22 protein-coding genes and 1 tRNA gene are annotated in these 19,852 nt (G+C 67.0%); 7 read left to right on the forward strand and 16 right to left on the reverse strand.

Going from position 1 to position 19,852, the window contains the following annotated elements; genetic code table 11:
• Positions 1 to 160: 160 nt before the first annotated feature.
• From RCO38_RS10895 to RCO38_RS10905, 3 genes are all read left to right on the forward strand, one after another.
• A complete protein-coding gene (locus tag RCO38_RS10895; RefSeq protein ID WP_308328338.1) occupies positions 161 to 1,879 on the forward strand; it encodes an FAD-dependent monooxygenase in 1,719 nt (572 codons plus the stop codon).
• A gap of 18 nt (positions 1,880 to 1,897) precedes the next feature.
• Complete coding sequence (locus tag RCO38_RS10900; protein WP_066255740.1) at positions 1,898 to 2,086, forward strand: DUF2783 domain-containing protein; 189 nt, start codon at positions 1,898 to 1,900, stop codon at positions 2,084 to 2,086.
• A 73-nt stretch (positions 2,087 to 2,159) separates the two neighbouring features.
• Entirely contained in the window at positions 2,160 to 5,060 is a 2,901-nt protein-coding gene (locus RCO38_RS10905) for a valine--tRNA ligase (RefSeq protein ID WP_308328339.1), read from the forward strand.
• Between the two features lie 19 nt (positions 5,061 to 5,079).
• Here RCO38_RS10905 and RCO38_RS10910 read toward each other — a convergent pair whose 3' ends face one another.
• The 4 genes from RCO38_RS10910 to cysM form a co-directional block, all read right to left on the reverse strand.
• Positions 5,080 to 6,126 (reverse strand): NAD(P)-dependent oxidoreductase, encoded by a 1,047-nt coding sequence (locus RCO38_RS10910; RefSeq protein WP_308328340.1) that lies wholly within the window; start codon positions 6,124 to 6,126, stop codon positions 5,080 to 5,082.
• A gap of 49 nt (positions 6,127 to 6,175) precedes the next feature.
• Positions 6,176 to 6,403: a sulfurtransferase TusA family protein gene (locus RCO38_RS10915; protein ID WP_308328341.1), complete on the reverse strand. Its 228-nt coding sequence runs from the start codon at positions 6,401 to 6,403 to the stop codon at positions 6,176 to 6,178.
• Positions 6,404 to 6,483: 80 nt separating this feature from the next.
• On the reverse strand, positions 6,484 to 7,011 hold the full coding sequence (locus tag RCO38_RS10920) for an NUDIX domain-containing protein (protein WP_308328342.1): 528 nt from the start codon (positions 7,009 to 7,011) through the stop codon (positions 6,484 to 6,486).
• A gap of 14 nt (positions 7,012 to 7,025) precedes the next feature.
• Complete coding sequence (gene cysM / locus RCO38_RS10925) at positions 7,026 to 7,928, reverse strand: cysteine synthase CysM (protein ID WP_308328343.1); 903 nt, start codon at positions 7,926 to 7,928, stop codon at positions 7,026 to 7,028.
• A gap of 41 nt (positions 7,929 to 7,969) precedes the next feature.
• Here cysM and RCO38_RS10930 point away from each other — a divergent pair.
• Positions 7,970 to 8,056 (forward strand) — tRNA-Leu (locus RCO38_RS10930).
• Between the two features lie 4 nt (positions 8,057 to 8,060).
• On the opposite strand, the gene RCO38_RS10935 is transcribed toward RCO38_RS10930, so the two are convergent.
• On the reverse strand, positions 8,061 to 8,780 hold the full coding sequence (locus RCO38_RS10935) for a glycoside hydrolase family 24 protein (RefSeq protein ID WP_308328344.1): 720 nt from the start codon (positions 8,778 to 8,780) through the stop codon (positions 8,061 to 8,063).
• 64 nt (positions 8,781 to 8,844) lie between these two features.
• On the opposite strand from RCO38_RS10935, the gene RCO38_RS10940 reads away from it, so the two are divergent.
• The gene (locus tag RCO38_RS10940; RefSeq protein ID WP_308328345.1) at positions 8,845 to 9,816 is read left to right on the forward strand and encodes a calcium/sodium antiporter; all 972 of its coding nucleotides are present in this window, start codon (positions 8,845 to 8,847) and stop codon (positions 9,814 to 9,816) included.
• Positions 9,817 to 9,831: 15 nt separating this feature from the next.
• Here RCO38_RS10940 and RCO38_RS10945 read toward each other — a convergent pair whose 3' ends face one another.
• Positions 9,832 to 10,752, reverse strand: a complete 921-nt coding sequence (locus tag RCO38_RS10945) for an SDR family oxidoreductase (RefSeq protein ID WP_308328346.1) — start codon at positions 10,750 to 10,752, stop codon at positions 9,832 to 9,834.
• A gap of 88 nt (positions 10,753 to 10,840) precedes the next feature.
• On the opposite strand from RCO38_RS10945, the gene RCO38_RS10950 reads away from it, so the two are divergent.
• A complete protein-coding gene (locus RCO38_RS10950; protein ID WP_308328347.1) occupies positions 10,841 to 11,869 on the forward strand; it encodes a CDP-6-deoxy-delta-3,4-glucoseen reductase in 1,029 nt (342 codons plus the stop codon).
• 21 nt (positions 11,870 to 11,890) lie between these two features.
• Here the strand turns inward: RCO38_RS10950 and RCO38_RS10955 are convergent, their stop codons facing one another.
• The 5 genes from RCO38_RS10955 to RCO38_RS10975 are packed head-to-tail and all read right to left on the reverse strand — an operon-like array spanning position 11,891 to position 15,934.
• Entirely contained in the window at positions 11,891 to 12,490 is a 600-nt protein-coding gene (locus RCO38_RS10955; protein WP_308328348.1) for an SCO family protein, read from the reverse strand.
• An 11-nt stretch (positions 12,491 to 12,501) separates the two neighbouring features.
• Positions 12,502 to 13,404: a heme o synthase gene (gene cyoE, locus RCO38_RS10960; RefSeq protein ID WP_308328349.1), complete on the reverse strand. Its 903-nt coding sequence runs from the start codon at positions 13,402 to 13,404 to the stop codon at positions 12,502 to 12,504.
• A complete protein-coding gene (locus tag RCO38_RS10965) occupies positions 13,401 to 14,546 on the reverse strand; it encodes a COX15/CtaA family protein (protein ID WP_308328350.1) in 1,146 nt (381 codons plus the stop codon). The genes cyoE and RCO38_RS10965 overlap by 4 nt, the downstream gene beginning before the upstream one ends.
• 1 nt (position 14,547) lies before the next feature.
• Entirely contained in the window at positions 14,548 to 15,213 is a 666-nt protein-coding gene (locus tag RCO38_RS10970; protein WP_308328351.1) for an SCO family protein, read from the reverse strand.
• Positions 15,194 to 15,934 (reverse strand): SURF1 family protein, encoded by a 741-nt coding sequence (locus tag RCO38_RS10975; protein ID WP_308328352.1) that lies wholly within the window; start codon positions 15,932 to 15,934, stop codon positions 15,194 to 15,196. The genes RCO38_RS10970 and RCO38_RS10975 overlap by 20 nt, the downstream gene beginning before the upstream one ends.
• A 41-nt stretch (positions 15,935 to 15,975) precedes the next feature.
• Between RCO38_RS10975 and RCO38_RS10980 the strand changes: the two genes are divergently transcribed.
• Positions 15,976 to 16,212, forward strand: coding sequence for a twin transmembrane helix small protein (locus RCO38_RS10980; RefSeq protein ID WP_308328353.1), 237 nt, complete (start codon positions 15,976 to 15,978; stop codon positions 16,210 to 16,212).
• Between the two features lie 79 nt (positions 16,213 to 16,291).
• On the opposite strand, the gene RCO38_RS10985 is transcribed toward RCO38_RS10980, so the two are convergent.
• The 5 genes from RCO38_RS10985 to ctaD form a co-directional block, all read right to left on the reverse strand.
• Positions 16,292 to 17,173 carry a cytochrome c oxidase subunit 3 gene (locus RCO38_RS10985; protein WP_308328354.1) on the reverse strand — a complete coding sequence of 294 codons (882 nt, stop codon included), beginning with the start codon at positions 17,171 to 17,173 and terminating at the stop codon, positions 16,292 to 16,294.
• A gap of 61 nt (positions 17,174 to 17,234) precedes the next feature.
• Positions 17,235 to 17,444, reverse strand: coding sequence for a DUF2970 domain-containing protein (locus RCO38_RS10990; protein ID WP_308328355.1), 210 nt, complete (start codon positions 17,442 to 17,444; stop codon positions 17,235 to 17,237).
• Positions 17,441 to 18,052: a cytochrome c oxidase assembly protein gene (locus tag RCO38_RS10995; RefSeq protein WP_308328356.1), complete on the reverse strand. Its 612-nt coding sequence runs from the start codon at positions 18,050 to 18,052 to the stop codon at positions 17,441 to 17,443. The genes RCO38_RS10990 and RCO38_RS10995 overlap by 4 nt, the downstream gene beginning before the upstream one ends.
• Before the next feature lie 21 nt (positions 18,053 to 18,073).
• On the reverse strand, positions 18,074 to 18,187 hold the full coding sequence (locus RCO38_RS11000; RefSeq protein ID WP_218008599.1) for a cytochrome oxidase small assembly protein: 114 nt from the start codon (positions 18,185 to 18,187) through the stop codon (positions 18,074 to 18,076).
• Positions 18,188 to 18,197: 10 nt separating this feature from the next.
• Positions 18,198 to 19,817: a cytochrome c oxidase subunit I gene (ctaD, locus tag RCO38_RS11005; protein WP_308328357.1), complete on the reverse strand. Its 1,620-nt coding sequence runs from the start codon at positions 19,815 to 19,817 to the stop codon at positions 18,198 to 18,200.
• Positions 19,818 to 19,852: the final 35 nt, after the last annotated feature.

Raw genomic sequence — 19,852 nt, forward strand, 5'->3', positions numbered from 1 at the left:
TGCAATGCCTCAGGCCGGAAGTGATGGGTGTACTGTGCAGCGAAGTAAAGGAGGAGGCCCGGCGCAGCCGGGCCGGGGGACATGAGCGGAACAGTGCACCCGTCGCTTCCGAGCCCGCGAGGTAGATGAGAACAACCGTCAGAGCACACGGAGACAGCCGATGAACGACAACAGCTACAAGCAAGCCGCCCACACCAACAACTACGAATTCACCCAGGGCAGCGGCTACCAACTGCCCGAGTACCCCTTCGTCCCCCCACCCGAACTCGGCGAAACACAAACAAGGCAACACCCCATCGTCATCGTCGGCGGCGGCATCACCGGCCTCACGCTTGCGTGCTCCCTGGCGAACCTGGGCGTCCCCGCCATCCTGCTCGACGAAGACAACACCGTCGGCGTCAAAGGCGCCTCCTCCCGCGGCATCTGCTACACACAGAAATCGCTCGAAATCTTCCAGCGCCTCGGCATCTACGACCGCATCGCCGCCAAAGGCATCCAGTGGAGCGTCGGCCGCACCTTCGCCGGCCACGACGAGGTCTACAGCTTCGACCTGCGGCAACAGGGTGCGTACAACCTCTCGCAGCAGCCGCCCTTCATCAACATCCAGCAGTTCTACATCGAGGGCTTTCTGGTCGAACGCATCGCCGAACTCGGCCACGTCGAGCTGCGCTGGCAGAACCGGCTGGTCGCCTTCGAACAGAACGGCGCCTTCGCCACGCTCACCATCGAAACACCCGCCGGCAGGTACACCATCGAAGCCGATCATGTGATCGACGCCACCGGCTCGCACAGCCCGCTGCGCCAGTGGCTGAACGTGCCGTTCACCAGCAAGCGTGGCGACGACCGCTGGTGCATCGCCGACGTGCGCTTCACCAAGCGGCCGCCCACCGAGCGCCACACCTGGGTCGAGGCGCCGTTCAACGAGAACCGCGCGGTCTGGCAGCACCTGATGGCCGACGACGTGTGGCGCATCGACTACCAGATGGCGCCCGACAGCGACCCGGCCCATGTGAGCCGCGAGGAGGTGGTGCGCGAACGCCTGGCGCGCCAGTTCGGACCCGACACCGAGGTCCAGATCGTCTGGGTCGGGCCCTACGCCTACCGCAGCGAGTGCGTGCACCGCATGCGCGAGGGCCGCGTGTTCTTCATGGGCGATTCGGCCAAGGTGGTCAGTCCGTTCGGCGCGCGCGGCGGCAACACCGGCGTGGCCGACGCCGACAACCTGGCCTGGAAGCTGGCCGCGGTGCACCGCGGCCGAGCCCACCCCGCCCTGCTGGAGAGCTATGGCGACGAGCGGCTGGAAGCGGCGCAGCAGAACGTGATGGTGACCAACCGCACGGCGCGCTTCCTGCGCCCGGCCGACGGCGTGGAGCGGCTGTTCCGCAGGGCGGCCATCGGCCTGGCTAAAACCCACCCGTTCGCCCGCACGCTGATGAACACCGGCCGCATGGCGGTCGCCAACCCCTACAGCCGCTCGCGCGCCTGCAGCTACACCGAGGGCGGTGCGGCCGGGCAGTCGGTGCAGAACGTCGCGCTGCGCTGGGCCAACGGATCGGCGGGTTGCGTCAACGAACTGCTGAACTGGACGGGCGGTGACCTGTTGCTGTTGGCCTTCGGGCCACTGGCCCGCGCCGACCTGCAGCGCCTGAAAACCCTGACCAGTGGCGCGCCGCTGCGCGCCGTGCAGGTGCCGGCCGGCCGCGAGCGCGCCCAGGCGGTCGAACACGTGCGCGACCCCGAAGGCCACCTGCGCGCCGCCTGCCAGCTCGGCGGCCCCGGCTGGGCCCTGGTCCGGCCGGACGGCTACCTGGCGGCCACTGGCGAGCGCATCGACGGTCGCCTGGTCGCCGCCTTTGAGCGCTCGCTCGGCCTGCGTTGAAACCTTTTGGAGATCCGCATGAACACCGCCCCGAATTTCCAGGACGCCGACGGCTTCTACGAGCGCCTGCTGGACGCCCACCAGGGCCTCTCGCGCGAGCAGTCCGAACTGCTCAACGCGCGCCTGATCCTGCTGCTGGCCAACCAGGTCGGCAACGCCCAGGTGCTGGCCGACTGCGTGGCCGCGGCCCGGGACACCCTCGAATAAAATCGGGGACTTCCCGTATACCCACCCGACGGCGCCCTGCGGGGCGCCGTTGCACTTTCTGCGCCCCACCCCCATGTCCGACGCTCTTGACACCCTGCAGCAACCCGGTCTGAACAGCCTGTCCAAGTCTTTCGAGCCCGCCGCGCTTGAAGCCCACTGGGGCCCCGAGTGGGAAAAGCGCGGGTACGGCGTGGCTGGCTTCCGCGGCAGCTCGGCCCCCAGCGCCGACGCCGCCGCGCAGGGCAAGAACTTCGCCATCCAGCTGCCGCCGCCCAACGTCACGGGCACGCTGCACATGGGCCACGCGTTCAACCAGACCATCATGGACTCGCTCACGCGCTATCACCGCATGAGCGGCTTCAACACCGCGTGGATTCCGGGCACCGACCACGCTGGCATCGCCACCCAGATCGTGGTGGAGCGCCAGCTGCAGGAACAGAAGATCAGCCGCCACGACCTGGGCCGCAAGAACTTCGTCGCCAAGGTCTGGGAATGGAAGGAGCAGTCGGGCAACACCATCACCACGCAGATGCGCCGCATGGGTGATTCGGTGGACTGGAGCCGCGAGTACTTCACCATGGACGAGAAGCTCTCCACCGTGGTGACCGAGACCTTCGTCAAGCTCTACCAGCAGGGCCTGATCTACCGCGGCAAACGCCTGGTCAACTGGGACCCGGTGCTGATGTCGGCCGTGTCCGACCTGGAAGTGGAAAGCGAGGAGGAAGACGGTTCGCTCTGGCACATCGCCTACCCGCTGGTCAACGGCAGCGGCCACCTGACCGTGGCAACCACCCGACCCGAGACCCTGCTGGGCGACGTCGCCGTGATGGTCCACCCCGAAGACGATCGCTACAGCGCCCTGATCGGCCAGTACGTGAAGCTGCCGCTGTGCGACCGCGAGATCCCGGTGATCGCCGACGAGTACGTGGACCGCGAATTCGGCACCGGCGTGGTCAAGGTCACGCCGGCGCACGACGCCAACGACTACGCGGTCGGCCAGCGCCACCAGCTGCCCATCATCGGCGTGCTGCACCTCAACGCCACCATCAACGACAACGCGCCCGAGAAGTACCGCGGCCTGGACCGCTTTGTCGCGCGCAAGCAGGTCGTGGCCGACCTCGAAGCCGCCGGCCTGCTGGTCGAGGTCAAGAAGCACAAGCTGATGGTGCCGCGCTGCGCACGCACCGGCCAGGTGATCGAGCCGATGCTGACGGACCAGTGGTTCGTCAGCATGAGCGAGGTGGGCAAGGGCGACACCACCGGCAAGAGCATCGCGCAAAAGGCCATCGACGCCGTGGCCTCGGGCCAGGTCAAGTTCGTGCCCGAGAACTGGGTCAACACCTACAACCAGTGGATGAACAACATCCAGGACTGGTGCATCTCGCGCCAACTCTGGTGGGGCCATCAGATCCCGGCCTGGTACGACGAGCAGGGTCAGGTCTACGTGGCGCGCAACGAGGCCGAGGCACAGGCCCAGGCCGGCGCCGGCAAGGTGCTCAAGCGCGATGAAGACGTGCTCGACACCTGGTACTCGTCGGCCCTCGTGCCGTTCAGCACCATGGGCTGGCCGAACCAGACCGACGCCGCCACCGACGACTACAGCCTCTACCTGCCCAGCAGCGTGCTGGTCACGGGCTACGACATCATCTTCTTCTGGGTCGCCCGGATGATCATGATGACCACGCACTTCACCGGCCGCGTGCCCTTCAAGGACGTCTACATCCACGGCCTGGTGCGCGACGCGCAGGGCCAGAAGATGAGCAAGTCCGAGGGCAATGTGCTCGACCCGGTGGACCTGATCGACGGCATCGCGCTGGAGCCCCTGCTGGTCAAGCGCACCACCGGCCTGCGCAAGCCCGAGACCGCGCCCAAGGTGCGCAAGCAGACCGAAAAGGAATTCCCCGAGGGCATCCCGGCCTACGGCGCCGACGCGCTGCGCTTCACCTTCGCGGCGCTGGCCTCGCTGGGCCGCAGCATCAACTTCGACAGCAAGCGCTGCGAGGGCTACCGCAACTTCTGCAACAAGCTCTGGAACGCCACCCGCTTCACGTTGATGAACTGCGAGGGCCAGGACTGCGGCCTGATGGAGCACACCAAGGCCGACTGCGCGGTGGGCGGCCAGGCCCACGGCTACCTGACGTTCAGCCAGGCCGACCGCTGGATCGTCTCGCGCCTGCAGCGCGTCGAGGCCGACGTGGCGCAGGGCTTTGCCGAATACCGGCTGGACAACGTGGCCAACGCAATCTACGACTTCGTCTGGAACGAGTTCTGCGATTGGTATCTGGAAATCGCCAAAGTGCAGATCAACACCGGCCACGAGGCGCAGCAGCGCGCCACGCGACGGACGCTGATCCGCACGCTGGAGACCATCCTGCGCCTGGCCCACCCGATCATTCCGTTCATCACCGAAGAACTGTGGCAGAAAGTCGCGCCGGTGGCCGGCCGCGCCGGCGCGTCGGTGAGCATCGCCGCCTACCCGGTCAGCCAGCCGGAGCGCATCGACGAAGCCGCCGAAGCCCAGGTCGCCAGGCTCAAGGGGCTGGTGGACGCCTGCCGCACGCTGCGTGGGGAGCTCAACGTGTCGCCCGCCACGCGCCTGCCGCTGTATGTGGTCGGGGATGCCGACTTCATGCGCGCCAACGCCGCCGTCCTGCAGGGCCTGGCCAAGCTGGCGGAAGTGAAGGTGTTCGACGACGAGGCCAGCTGGGCCGCCGCCGCGCAGGCCGCGCCGGTCGCGGTGGTCGGCGAAGCCCGCCTGTGCCTGTTCATGGAGATCGACGTCGCCGCCGAGAAGGCGCGCCTGACCAAGGAAGCCGCGCGGCTGGAGGCTGAGATCACCAAGGCCCACGGCAAGCTCTCGAACGAGGCCTTTGTGGCCAAGGCGCCGCCTGCCGTGATCGAGCAGGAGAAGAAACGCGTGGCCGATTTCGGCGCCACGCTGGCCAAGGTGCGCGAGCAGCTGGCGCGGCTCTGACCACGCCCGCGGCCGGGGGTCAGCCCGGTCGCTCCTCGCCCCGGGAGATGTCGCCCCACTGGGACCCCGAATCGACCGGGGGCCACTCCGGGTCCTGCGAGCTGTCGAGGCTGTCGAGCACGGAGAAGTCGCTGGCCTGACCCCGCATCACCGCGGGCGCCAGGGTTTCGTGGATGCGGTGCGCCACGTACCAGCTGGCCCGGAGCTTGGCCTCGCGGGTGTGCGATCCCAGCCGGGGCGTGAGGTGCAGGTTGGGAATGTTGTGCAGTGGGGTGCCGGGCCCGGCGAACTGGGGGTGCGCCCCGTCGAGCAGGCAGGCGTCGATGCGGCCGTCTGTCAATGCCAGCGCCAGCGCCTCCGGTTCGAACAGCGCGCTGCGGCTCAGCCCAACCCACAGCTGGCCGGGCTTGCAGTGGTTGAGCAGGCGCTCGTTGATCCAGCCCTTGAAACGGGTGGCATAGACCATCTGCAGCGACACGGCGTCGCTTCGCGCCAGCAGCTCGTTGACCGGGATGTACTCGATACCCAGCTTCTTCCAGATCGGCGCGGCCTGGTGCACCGCAGGGTCGTAGCCGAGCAGGCGCACCCCGAGTCCCTTGAGCATTGGCGCCAGGGTGTGGGCCACCGGGGCCAGACCGAGCAGACCCACGGTGCTGCCGTAGAGCTCCCTGCCCATGCGCACCTGCGCCAGCTTGCGTCCCAGCAGGGCGCTGACCATGCCGCGCCGGTAGAGCATCAGCAGGCCATAGAGCAGGTATTCTGCGTTCGAGCGCACCGTGGCGCTGCGCGCCTGGATCACCCGGATGTTGCGCTGCGCGCAGGCCTCCAGGTCGGTGTTGTCGCTGGAGATCTGCATGCGTGCCACCACCTTCATCAGGGGGGCGAAGTCGAGAAACTCGCGCGAGACCACCACATGCGAGGGCAACACGAGTGCCTTGGTCTTGTAGACCTGCTTGCGCAGCGCCATGGGGTCGTCGGCCAGCTCCGGGGCCAGCGTCACGGCGTGGCGCTCCTGCAGCCAGGACAGGGCTTCAGGAACAAGGGGATCGAGGAGCAGGACTTCCATGGTCGTCGGGCCGGGGATTGCGGCATGCCGCAACCATGGTGGACCCAGGTCAGCGGCGTTTGAGCACCGTGATGAACTCGGCCCCCTCCGTCTGCTGCTCCACCAGCTCGTTGCCCGTCTGCTTGGCAAAGGCCTGGAAGTCACGGACCGACCCGGCGTCGGTGGCGATCACCTTGAGCGTCTGGCCACTGGTCATGTCCGCCAAGGCTTTCTTGGCCTTCAGGATGGGAAGCGGACAGTTCAGACCGCGGGCGTCGAGTTCTTTGGTGGCGTTCATGAAGGGGTCCTCGGGAGCGGAAATTTTAAACAGGAAGGGTGACGAAAATCAAAAAATGTATCAATTTGTACAATAAAAAGTCACGCCGCCGGAGCCTCCATGAACTGCGGCTCGACGCCGATCGAACGCAGCCAGTCGGCCAGGGCGAAGCCCGTGCCGGCCGGCCAGCAGCGGACCTGTTCCGGCGCGAGCAGCTTGTACTCGGCCAGCTCCGGGGACAGCACGATCTGCCCCTCGGCGCGCGCGTGGTAGGTGATGAGCACCTGGTTCATGCGCTGGAAATCGTGCACGCCGATCAGCTTCAGGGCCGTCACGGTCAACCCCGTTTCTTCGGCGATCTCTCGGCGTATGCCCTGCTCCGGCGTCTCGCCCGCCTCCATGAAGCCGGTGATCAGCGCAAACATGCGGTTCTGCCAGGCGGCGTTGCGGGCCAGCAGCACCTTGTCGCCCACCTGCACGATGGCGGCCAGCACAGGCGTCGGGTTGTTCCAGTGCGTGAAGTCACAGGCCGTGCAGCGCAGGCGCTGCTTGAGCCCGCCGTCCTCCTGCGCCGCGGTCAGCGCCAGCGGCGCGGCACAACAGGGGCAGAACCGGTACTCGGCGGTCATGTCGGGCCAGGGCCTCAGGCCGGAAAGACGCCAGTCGACAGGTAGCGGTCGCCGCGGTCGCAGACGACGAAGGCGATGGTGGCGTTCTCGACCTGCGCCGCGATCTGCTGCGCCACCCAGCAGGCACCTGCGGCCGAAATGCCGGCAAAGATGCCCTCCTCGCGCGCCAGGCGCCGGCACATCTCTTCGGCGTCCGACTGCCCCACCAGGACCAGCTCGTCCACCCCCGACGGGTCGTAGATCTTGGGCAGGTATTCCTGCGGCCACTTGCGGATGCCCGGAATGCGCGAGCCTTCGCTGGGCTGTGCCCCGATGATGCGGACGGCCGGGTTCTTTTCCTTCAGGAAGCGCGAGACGCCGGTGATGGTGCCGGTGGTGCCCATGGCGCTGACGAAGTGCGTGATGCGGCCGCCGGTCTGCTCCCACAGTTCGGGGCCGGTGGTCTCGTAGTGGATGCGCGGGTTGTCGGCGTTGGCGAACTGATCGAGCACGCGGCCCTTGCCCTCCTTCTCCATCTTGTCGGCCAGGTCGCGTGCGTATTCCATGCCGCCGCTCTTGGGCGTGAGGATGAGTTCGGCACCGAAGGCCTTCATGGTCTGCGCGCGCTCGATGGACAGGTCCTCCGGCATGATCAGCACCATGCGGTAACCCTTGATGGCCGCGGCCATGGCCAGCGCAATGCCGGTGTTGCCCGAGGTCGCCTCGATCAGGGTGTCACCGGGCCGGATGTCGCCGCGCTCCTCCGCGCGCTTGATCATCGACAGCGCGGGCCGGTCCTTCACCGAGCCGGCCGGGTTGTTGCCTTCGAGCTTGCCCAAGATCACGTTGCCCCGTGCGCGGAGCATCTCCGAGCCGATGCGCTGCAGCGCGACCAGCGGCGTGCGGCCGATGGCGTCTTCAATGGTCGGGTAGTTCATGCACCCCACTGTGCCATAATTTCGGGCTCTCCATGACACCCGCCCGGGTGGCGAAATCGGTAGACGCAGGGGATTCAAAATCCCCCGCCAGAGATGGTGTGTCGGTTCGAGTCCGACCCCGGGCACCAGCTTTCAGGGCCGCGCAGCACTGGTTGCGCGGCCCTTTGTTTTGGTGTCGTCCGTGGGACTGTCGGCCCTGGCCAGCTCGTCCTCCAGCATCTGCCGGTACACCCGTGGCAACTCGCGGGACATGCTGTTGTTCTCGATGCCATAGCCCAGGCTGGTCCAGGTACCCGATAGCCGGCGCAGCACGGGCTGAATGCGGCCCTGTCGCAGCTGGGCCGAGAGGTTGCCCCAGCGCCCTTCCTGCAGCCAGGCATGCACGACGACATCCTGGTACACGGGTGCAAAGCTCAGGCCGGTGGCGTCCAGCGCATCCTCGGTGCGTTCCGGGTGGTGGCGCGCGGCCAACTCCAGCCAGGTGCTGTAGAGCAACTGGTAGCGGCCCGCCGCGGTGGAGCAGTTGCCCCGGTTCGGACCCTGGCCGATCGATTCGCAGCGGTTGGGATGCCGCTCCAGGGAACCCACGTAATCGCCGCCGTACAGCACGTTGTAGGGACGCATGACATTGGACTCGCTGGCCGAGATGGTGCGCATCAGCGCCCGCAGGTAGGGGTCGCCCTCGGCCATCACCAGCGGCTGGGTGCCCGGCATCAGCAGCCACGGTCGCCACAGCCAGAGCATCAGCAGCATGAACGCCACGGCCAGCGCGGTCAGCCCCAGACGCGCGCGCCAGGGCGAACCCCAGAAGTCGCGCTGGTGCGAAGGCCGTTGGTTCAGGTCGTGCGACATGGGAAGCGTGGGTGTCAGGGTGGCGCTGAGACAATGGGCATTGTCCAACACCCACACAACACCCATGCTGCTGCCCGTTGCCGCCGTGATCGCCGGACTGCTCTTGCTGATCTGGAGCGCCGACCGCTTCGTCGAGGGCGCCTCCGCCGCGGCTCAGCACTTCGCGGTGCCGCCCCTGCTGGTGGGCATGGTCATCGTGGGTTTCGGTACCTCGGCACCGGAACTGGTGGTCTCGGCCATTGCGGCCACGCAGGGCAACCCGGCGCTGGCACTGGGCAACGCCTGGGGCTCCAACATCGTCAACATGGGCCTGATCCTGGGCGTGACCGCCCTGATCGCGCCCATTCAGGTGCGATCAGTGGTGCTGCGCAAGGAGCTGCCCCTGCTGATGGCGGTGGCGGCGCTGTCCGCCCTGCTGGCCTGGGACATGACCCTCTCGCGCGGCAACGCACTGGTGCTGCTGGGGGCGTTCGTGGCGCTGATGGCCTGGTCCATCCGCGAAGCCCGGACCCACGGCGACGACGCACTGGCACAGGAGACCGCCACCGAACTGAAGGCCGGCGCCCTGCCCTTGCCGCGCGCGCTGCTGTGGCTGGTCCTGGGCCTGTTGGTGCTGGTGGCCAGCTCGCGCCTGCTGGTCTGGGGCGCGGTGGAGATCGCCCAGGACCTGGGCATCAGCGACCTGGTGATCGGCCTGACCGTGGTGGCCATCGGCACCTCTCTGCCCGAACTGGCGTCGTGCGTGGCCGCCGCCCGCAAGGGCGAAGACGACATCGCCCTGGGCAACGTGCTGGGCTCGGGTCTGTTCAACACGCTGGCGGTGGTGGGCCTGGCCGGCACCATCGCGCCCATGGACGTGGAGTCGGCCGCGCTCACGCGCGACCTTCCGGTGATGGCCGGGCTGACGGTCCTGCTGTTCCTGATGGGGCGGGGTCGCCGCGGCCCCGGGCGCATCAACCGCATGGAAGCCGGCGGTCTGTTGGGCGTGTATGCGGTCTACACCCTCTGGCTGCTCTGGACCATGGGGCCGCGCTGACAGCGCAGCAGCCTCTCAGCCTCGCAGGCCCTGCGCCACCGTCGGATAGCGCAGCCGCAGGCCCAGCTCGTGCTTCATGCGCTGGTTGCGCAGCCGGCGGGACTCGCTCATGAAGCTCAGCAGCACCAGCGGCAGCTGGTCACCCGCGGTGTTGCGCGCGATGCGCGGCGGCCGGGGCAGGCCGTAGAGATCGGCTGCGAAGTCGAAGTAGTCGCCCATCCGGAGCTCGGTGTCGTCCACCACGTTGATGTTGCGCCGGGTGCGACCGCGCCAGAGGGCCAGCGTGCAGGCCCGCGCCAGGTCGTCGGCGTGGATGTGGTTGGTGTAGACGTCGTCCTCGGGCCTGAGCACCGGCGTGCCGCGACGCAGACGCTCCTGCGGCGTGCCGCCCGGCCGGTCGGGCGCATAGATGCCCGGGATGCGCAGCACGCTGCTGCGCACACCCAGGGCGCGCGCCAGCCAGTGCACCGAGGCCTCCGCGTCGACCCGGCGCCAGGCGCGTGGGGTCAGCGGCCGCGTGGGTGCCGTTTCGTCGACCCAGCGGCCCTCGCAGTCGCCATAGACGCCGGTGGTGGAGCCGTAGACCAGGGAGGCGGGCGGTGAGCGGCGGGCCAGTGCCCGCACCAGGGAGCGGGTGCGTGGGTCGGCCTGCCAGTCGGCATGCCCTTCGGACGGGGGTGGCGCGAGGTGCAGCACGCGCGTGGCCAGACCGGCCAGCCGCTGCAGGTCGGCGGGACGGTCCAGGTTGCCCACCAAGGGGGTGATGCCCTGGGCACGAAGCGCCGCGGCGTTCGCGGGGGTCGAGGTCAGCGCCAGCAGGCGCACGCGCCGGCCGGCGCCGAGCACCTGTGCGGCCCGCTGGCCCACGTCGCCGCAACCGATGATGAGCACCCGTTCGCGGCGGAATCGGGCAGGAAGGGCACCAAGAAACGTCATGGGTTCGAATTTGGGAAAATGGCGGGTTGCCTGCGGGGGCGCCCGCGGTTCAGCATCCGTTCATCCCAATCACTGTAGCCTGTTCACCATGACCTTCAGCATCACCGTCCAGCCCAGCGGCCGCCAGTTCAGCGCCGAGACCGGCGAAGCCATTCTTGCGGCCGGCATCCGCCAGGGCATCGGCCTGCCCTACGGCTGCAAGGACGGCGCCTGCGGCTCCTGCAAGTGCAAGCTGGTCAGCGGCAGCGTGACCCACGGCGCGCACCAGGCGAAGGCCCTGAGCGCGGATGAAGAAGCCGCCGGCTACATCCTCACCTGCTGCGGCGTGGCCCAGAGTGACGTGGTGCTCGAGTCGCGCCAGGTCACCGAGGCCGGCGCCTTCCCGATCAAGAAGATGCCGGTGCGCGTGATCAGCCTGGAGCGCGCTTCGCACGACGTGATCGTGATGAGGCTGCAGCTGCCGGCGGCCGACACCTTCCAGTACCACGCTGGCCAGTACGTAGAGTTCCTGCTGCGCGACGGCGACCGCCGCAGCTACTCGATGGCCAACGCGCCGCACACCCAGGCGGCCGGCCCGCAGGTCGAGCTGCACATCCGCCACATGCCCGGCGGCAAGTTCACGGACCACGTGTTCGGCGCCATGAAGGAGAAGGACATCCTGCGCGTGGAAGGCCCCTACGGCGGCTTCTTCCTGCGCGAGGACAGCGACAAGCCGATGGTGCTGCTGGCCTCCGGCACTGGTTTCGCGCCGATCAAGGCGATCATCGAACACATGCGCCACAAAGGCATCATGCGGCCGGCCACGCTCTACTGGGGCGGCCGCCGCCCGGCCGACCTGTACCAGTCGGCCTGGATCGAGGAACAACTGGCCGCCATGCCGAACCTGCGCTACGTGCCGGTGATCTCCGACGCCCAGCCCGAGGACGCCTGGACCGGCCGCACCGGCTTCGTGCACCGGGCGGTGCTGGAAGACACGCCCGACCTCTCCGGCCACGAGGTCTATGCCTGCGGCGCACCGATCGTGGTGGAGTCGGCCAAACGCGACTACCTGGCCGCCAGTCTGCCCGAGGAAGCCTTCTTTGCCGACTCGTTCACCAGCGCCAAAGACAAGATTTGACCCCCCGCGCCGCCTGCGGCGTCAGTTCCCTAGCAGTTTCTTGATGTCGTCCGCCAGTGCCTGCGCACCGCTGCCGTAGCGGTGGTACAGGCGCAGCCGGCCCTGGGTGTCGTAGACGTAGCTGCCCGCCGAGTGGTCCATGGTGTAGCTGGTGGGCGTCTTGCCCTCGACCTTCTTGTAGTAGATGCGGAAGCTCTTGGCCACCTCGGGCAACTGGCCGGGTGCGGCGTACAGAGCCAGGAACGTGGGGTCGAAGCTGGCCATGTACTCCTTCATGACCGCCGGCGTGTCCCGTTCGGGGTCGACGCTGACGAACAGCCCCTGAAGCTTCTCGCCGTCCGCCCCCAGCAGTTGCTTGGCCTGCGCCATCTCGCTCATGGAGGTGGGGCACACGTCCGGGCACTGGGTGTAGCCGAAGAACACCACGACCACCTTGCCCTTGAAGTCCGCCAGCGTGCGTGGCTGGCCGTTGTGGTCGGTGAGCGAGAACCCGGTGGCGTAGTCCGCCCCCGTGATGTCGATGCCGGAGAACCCGCCGGCGCTGCCGTCCGCGGGCTTGTCGGAGCAGGCGGCCAGCAGCGTACTGCAAAAGGCCAAGGAAATCAGAAGCCGGAGTTTCATGGCGGGGATGCTCACAGGTAATGGTCGATCAGCATCGCGGCGAAGAGCAGCGACAGGTGCCAGAGCGAGAAGCGGAAGGTCTTGCGGGCCAAGGCGTCCGAATAGTTGCGCCACAGCGCCCAGGCATGGCCGCAGAAGCCGATGCTCAGCGCCACCGCTACGGCGAGATAGAACCAGCCGCTCATGCGCATGATGAAAGGCATGAGGCAGGCGGCGAAAAGAACGAAGGTGTAGAGCAGGATCTGCAGCCGCGTGAATTCCGAACCATGGGTCACCGGCAGCATGGGCAGCCCCGACTTGCGGTAGTCCTCCACCCGGTAGAGCGCCAGTGCCCAGAAGTGTGGCGGCGTCCAGAGAAAGATGATCAGGAACAGGATCAGCGCTTCGGGTGCGACCACCCCCGTCATCGCGGCCCAGCCCAGCACCGGCGGCATCGCGCCCGATGCCCCACCGATCACGATGTTCTGCGGCGTCAGGGGCTTGAGGATCACGGTGTAGATCACCGCGTAGCCCACGAAGGTGGCGAAGGTCAGCCACATGGTCAGGGGGTTGACCCAGAAATACAGGATGGCCGAACCCAGCGCGCACAACGCGGCCGAGAAGCTCAGCGTCTGCACATTGCCCAGTTCGCCCTTGGCGGTGGGCCGCCAGGCGGTGCGGCGCATCTTGGCATCGATCTGTTGCTCGACCACGCAGTTGAACGCGGCGGCCGCACCGGCCACCAGCCAGATGCCCAGGCAGGCGAGCGCCGCCGTCTGCACCTGGGCCCAGCTGGGCAGGCCGGGCACGGCCAGCACCATGCCGATGAGGGCGCAGAAGACGATCAGCTGGATGACGCGCGGTTTGGTCAGCGCATGGTATTGGCGCCAGACCGAAGGCAGGGTCGGGGCCAGGGAGGTGGGCGCGGTGCTCATGGGGAGGTGCGGGGAACGGTGAGCGTGGGCGCGCTCGCGGAAGAAGGGGCGGCGCGGGTGGCGGCCAGCAGTCCGGTCATCACGATCACCAGCGCGGCTGCGCCACCCGTGTGACCGACGGCGGACAGCAGCGGCCAGTCCAGCACCACATTGCTCAGACCGGTCGCCAGCTGCAGGCCGGCCAGCGCGAGCAGCCAGCGCGCCGACGCGCGCGCGCCTGGCAGGGACCAGAGTGGCCAGGCCAGCCCAACCAGGGCCGCCAGCACGAGGTAGGCGCACAGGCGGTGCACGTAGTGGATGCCGGTGAGCGCGGCGAAGGTGATGGGCTGGCCATCGGCGTTCATGCCCAGTTCCCGCCAGACCGTGAAGCCTTCGCTCAGGTTCATCGGCGGCCACCAGCCACCCTGGCAGGTCGGGAAGGTGTCGCAGGCCAGCACCGCGTAGTTGGTGCTGACCCAGCCGCCCAGGGCGATCTGCAGCCACAACAGCCCGTACACCAGCAGCAGCGCGCGGCGGACCGGCCGGCCCAGCATGAGTGGCGCGTGCCCCTGCACACCCAGGTCGTAGGCCACCGACTGGGCTCTGAGCAAGGCCAGCAGCACCAGGCCCCCGAGCAGATGCAGGGTGACGATGGCTGGGAACAGCTTCATGGTCACGGTGAGCGCGCCGAACGCCCCCTGCAGACAGACCCAGAACAGGGTCAGCCACGCCCAGCCGGGGGACACGCTCAGACGTCGGCGCTCGATCCAGCTGGTCACCGCCAGCACCAGGATGAGCACGCCCACCGCGGTGGCCAGGTAGCGGTGGATCATCTCGATCCAGGCCTTGCTGTGGGTGACCGGCCCGGTCGGCATGGCCTGTTGCGCCGCCGAGATGGAGGCGTGCGCCCCCACCGGACTGGCGCTGCCGTAGCAGCCCGGCCAGTCGGGGCAGCCCAGGCCGGAGTCGGTCAGGCGCGTGAAGGCACCGAACAGCACGAGGTCAAAGGTCAGGAACAGGGTCAGCAGGGTCAGTGCGCGCAGCCGCTGCGCGCCGCTGGCGCGGCGGTGGCGCAGCCACACCCAGGCCAGCGGCCCGAGCGCGATCACCGCGCCCAGGAGCATCAGCCGCAAGGCGGGCGAAAGGTCGTACAGCTCAACCATGTCAGCGCCCGGCCTTGTCCCAGAATGCCGACGCCCTCAGCAGGCGGTCGAGGTCGCGCTTGACCTGCTTCGGATCGGCCTGCGCCGGAAAGCGCATCATCCAGTTGCCGATGGGATCGACCACATACAGGTGGTCCTCCAGCTGGTGGCCCTCCGCGGGCTGCAGCCAAGTCGCCAGCGCGGGCGCATCCACGTGCAACACGGTCGCATGCGACGTCGCCTGTTTCAGGGGTTGGGACAGTTCGGCACTGCCCGTGCGCAGCCACACCCAGTCCAGCCGGTCCTTGTCCTTGCCCAGGGTCTCGCGCAGCTGCCGCTGCAGGTAGAGGTGCTTCTGGCAGGCCTCGTTGCAGGCCGAGTCGGCGACACTGATGAGCAGCCACTGGTTCTTCAGCTGGGTCAGCGGCACGGACCGGCCACTGGCATCGGTGCCCACAAGATCAGGCAGCGGCCGTTGCGGGTCGATCAGTTCGCCGTAGTTGCGACGGCCCTCCGGCCGGATCACGTAGTAGGTGAAATAGGACGCGATCACCGGCGAGGCGCACACCAGCAGGAGCAGCAGCATCTTCCAGCGACCGGCCCGGGTGGCGGCACTGGTGTCCGGTGCGTCGGCCCTGGGCAGGCTGTGCACCGTCAGGGTCAGGGGTTCATCGGTGGTCTTGGCCATGAAGCGTGCGTCGGCGACGGGGAGAAATCAGTTGGAACCAGGCGTACAGCCCGGCGGTGACCGCGCTCATGGCGAACCACTGGGCGGCGTATGCGTGGTGCTTGTGAGCAGCGGACTCGAACCGTGGCCACTCCCGGAGCAGGCCTTCGGGCGAGGCACCGGTCTGCAGCACCGAAACCGGCAGCAGATCCAGCCCGGTGTCCCTGGCCAGCGATTCGATGTCGAGATTCTGCCGGATGCGCCCCTGCTCCGCCGCACCCAGCTCGAACAGCCGGCTCGGCGGTGGGGCCAGGCGTCCGGCCACCTCCACTTCCCCCGCAGGCGTGGCGACGTCCGGCACCTGCACCCGGTCCTGGAAGTTGCGGGGCACCCAGCCCCGCTGCACCAGCAGCGCGGGCCCATTGTTCGAGAGCCGCAGCGGAGTGACCAGGATGAAACCGCTGCGGCCGGCCATGGGCCGGTTGTCCAGAAAGACACTGGCTTGCGGCACCCATTGGCCCCGGAGCCGCACCATGCGGTGCAGCAGCGGCTCCCAGGCGCCATTGGCAGAGACCATGGCGGCCGCGTCCAGCGCGGCCATGCCCCCCCGTTCGGCGATGCCGGTCTCCAGCGCCTGCTTTTGCCCGGCGCGAGAGAGCTGCCAGATGCCCAGCGATGCAGTGAGCGCGACCGTGCCGGCGGCGGCAATGGTCACGGTCCAGAAGCGGGTGCGGGGCGACATGGAAGGCGGTGATAAAGCTGGCAGCGGCGGATAATCCGCGCATGACCTATCTTGTGATTGTGGCGTTTGTCGCCATCCTCGGCAGCCTGGCGGCGGCGCTGGTGTTCATGATGCGCGGCGGAAGCGCCGGGGAGGAAGACGCCAAGGCCGGCCGCAAGAATCCCATGGCCAAGGCACTGGCCTTTCGCGTCGGCTTGTCCATTCTGCTGTTCGTGGTGGTGTTGCTGAGCTACTTCATGGGGTGGATCGAACCCACCGGCCTGCCGCTTCGGGGCTGACAACGCACCGCATGAGGTAAAAAAACGGCGCCCTTTGGCGCCGTTTTTTTGGGTGGGCTGCGTGGCCGCCCGGGGACCATCACATCCAGTAGACGAGGATGTAGAGACCCAGCCAGACCACGTCCACGAAGTGCCAGTACCAGGCCGCCCCCTCAAAACCGAAGTGCTTCTGGGCGGTGAAATGACCCTTCTGCAGGCGCAGGGTGATGAACAGCAGCATCAACATGCCGACAAACACGTGGAAGCCGTGGAAGCCGGTGAGCATGAAGAAGGTTGAACCGAAGACGCCAGACGACAGCTTGAGGTTCAGGTCGGCGTAGGCGTGGGCGTATTCGTAGCCTTGCACGAACAGGAACACCAGGCCCAGGATCACCGTCATCCACATGAAGGCGATGGTCTTGCCGCGGTTGCCAGCCTGCAGGGCGTGGTGGGCGATGGTCAGCGTCACGCCCGAGGTCAGCAGCAGCGCGGTATTGATCGTGGGCAGCCAGAACGGACCCATGGTCTGGAAGGGCTCGACGATGCCGGCCGGCGAAGCGGTCGCGCCGACCTGACGGCTGGGCCAGACCGACGTGAAGTCGGGCCAGATCAGCGCGTTCTCGATGTTGCCCAGGGCCGGGACCGAGTGGGTGCGTGCCCACCACAGCGCGGTGAAGAAGGCCCCGAAGAACATCACTTCCGAGAAGATGAACCAGCTCATGCTCCAGCGGTAGGAGAGGTCGATCTTGCGACCGTACAGACCGCCTTCGCTCTCGGTCACAGCGTCACGGAACCACTGGAACAGCACCACCAGCCAGAAGGCCAGGCCGAAGGCGAGCGAGTACATGCCCCAGCCAGCGCCATTGATCCATTGACCCGCACCGAGGATCACGAAGAACAGGCCGATGGCCGCCATCACCGGGTGCCGGGATGGTCCGGGGACGAAGTAGTAGGGCGTCGTGCCGTGGGTTGCTGCTGACATGCTCACTCCTCAGTGCTTTCGCTGGTATGAATGAATAAAACGGTTGGATTGGGCGCCTGGATCAGCCAGCCACCCAGTTGACGATCAGGATCAGGATGCCCACGAATACCAGGGCCATCAGCACGCCCACCACCACCAGATGGATCGGGTTGAGGCGGGCGATGTCGCGCTGGTAGTCGGCCTGGCGACGGACACCGAGGAAGCCCCACAGCACCGCCTTGACGGTGCCCAGGATCGACCCCTTGCGCTCATGGACCGGTGGCGTGTTCACACAGCCCCCAGAGCGGTGACCACCACGGGGGCCGGCGCACGGCCGACCATGCCTTGCGGCGCCGCCGGCACCTTGCCGCCCACCTCGAAGAAGGTGTAGGACAGCGTGATGGTGGTGACGTCCTTGGGCAGCTTCGGATCGATCACGAAGGCCACCGGCCACTCCTTCTTTTCACCGGGCGCGAGCGTGTACTGTGTGAAACAGAAGCACTCGAGCTTGTTGAAATGGGAGGCCGCCTGCGTGGGTGCGTAACTGGGGATCGCCTGTGCCGCCATGGTGCGGTTCTGGATGTTCTGGAACTCGTAGAGCACAGTGGTCAGTTCGCCCGGATGCACCTGCAGCGTCCGGACCGCCGGCTTGAAATGCCAGGGACCGCGTGCGTTGACATCGAATTCGACTGTGATGGTGCGCGACCTGTCGACCTGGGTGTTGAGCACCTTGGGCTGGGCACCAGGCACCGTCCGCTCTGTCAGCGCAAGGACATTGATGCCCGTGGCTTCACAGATGGCCTTGTACAGCGGCACCAGCGCATACCCGAAAGCGAACATGCCCAGCGTGATCACGCCGAGCTTGCCCACCATCTTCAGGTTCTCTTGCTTCAGACCCATCGCTTGCTCTCCCGGAACGGCTCAGCCGCCCAGCAACACGATCTTGCCGACGAAGCCCAGGAAGAACACCAGCGCCACCGAGGCCAGGATCAGACCCAGGCGCTGGTTCTGTTTTTTCTGTTCGTTCGAGGTCATGGACGGAGGATCAGCCGATCACCTTGGTGGCGGAGGCGTCCAGCTTGGGCGGGTTTTCAAAGGTGTGGAACGGCGCCGGCGACGGCACTTCCCATTCCAGACCTTCGGCGCCGTCCCAGGGCTTCTGCACCGCCTTGGGGCCGATGCCGCGCATCGCGGGAACAATCACGAAGAGGAAGAAATACACCTGCGCCAGACCGAAGGCAAACGCACCGACAGAGGCAACGGCGTTGAAATCGGCGAACTGCATCGGGTAGTCGGCATAGCGGCGGGGCATGCCGGCCAGCCCCAGGAAGTGCATCGGGAAGAAGGTGATGTTGAATGAGATCATCGACCACCAGAAGTGCAGCTTGCCACGGGTCTCGCTGTACATCACACCGGTCCACTTGGGCAGCCAGTAGTAGATGCCGGCGAACATGGCGAACAGCGAACCGGCCACCAGCACGTAATGGAAGTGGGCCACCACGTAGTAGGTGTCCTGGAAGTTGATGTCAATCGGCGCCATCGACAGGATCAGGCCGGTGAAGCCACCGATGGTGAACACGAAGATGAAGCCGACTGCCCACATCATCGGAGTTTCGAATGTCATCGAGCCCTTCCACATGGTGGCGATCCAGTTGAAGATCTTCACGCCCGTGGGCACGGCGATCAGCATGGTCGAGTACATGAAGAACAGCTGGCCCGTCACCGGCATGCCGGTGGTGAACATGTGGTGGGCCCACACGACAAAGGACAGGATGGCAATGGAGCCGGTGGCGTACACCATGGAGGCGTAACCGAACAGCTTCTTGCGCGCGAAGGCGGGCACGACCTGGCTCACGATGCCGAAGGCCGGGAGGATCATGATGTAAACCTCGGGGTGGCCGAAGAACCAGAAGATGTGCTGATACATCACCGGGTCACCGCCGCCAGCGGGGTTGAAGAAGCTGGTGCCGAAGTGGCGGTCGGTCAGCGTCATGGTGATCGCGCCGGCCAGCACGGGCATCACGGCGATCAGCAGGTAGGCGGTGATCAGCCAGGTCCAGCAGAACATCGGCATCTTCATCAGCGTCATGCCGGGCGCGCGCATGTTCAGGATGGTGACGATGATGTTGATCGAGCCCATGATGGAAGACGCGCCGAGGATGTGCATCGCGAAGATGCCGGCGTCCATCGAGGGGCCCATCTGCAGGGTCAGCGGGGCGTACAGCGTCCAGCCGGCCGCGGGAGCGCCGCCAGGCATGAAGAAGGACGCGACCAACATGATGGCGGCGGGGATCATCAGCCAGAAGCTGAAGTTGTTCATGCGCGCGAAGGCCATGTCGGATGCGCCGATCTGCAGCGGGATCATCCAGTTCGCGAAGCCCACGAAGGCCGGCATGATGGCGCCGAACACCATGATCAGGCCGTGCATGGTGGTGAGCTGGTTGAACAGCTCGGGGTTGACCAGCTGCAGACCCGGCTGGAAGAGCTCGGCTCGGATCAGCAGCGCCAGCACGCCACCCACCATCAGCATGGTGAAAGCGAACAGCAGGTACAGCGTACCGATGTCCTTGTGATTGGTCGCATACACCCAGCGGCGCCAGCCGGCGGGTGCGTGGTGATCGTGGTCGTGCGCGTGAGCGTCGTGGGGATCCAGTACTGCACTCATGTTCTAGTCCTTGGAAATTTGAATCTGTTCTGGGT

Origin of the sequence: Hydrogenophaga pseudoflava (genome assembly GCF_031020795.1) — a bacterium.
GTDB lineage: Bacteria > Pseudomonadota > Gammaproteobacteria > Burkholderiales > Burkholderiaceae_C > Hydrogenophaga > Hydrogenophaga pseudoflava_A.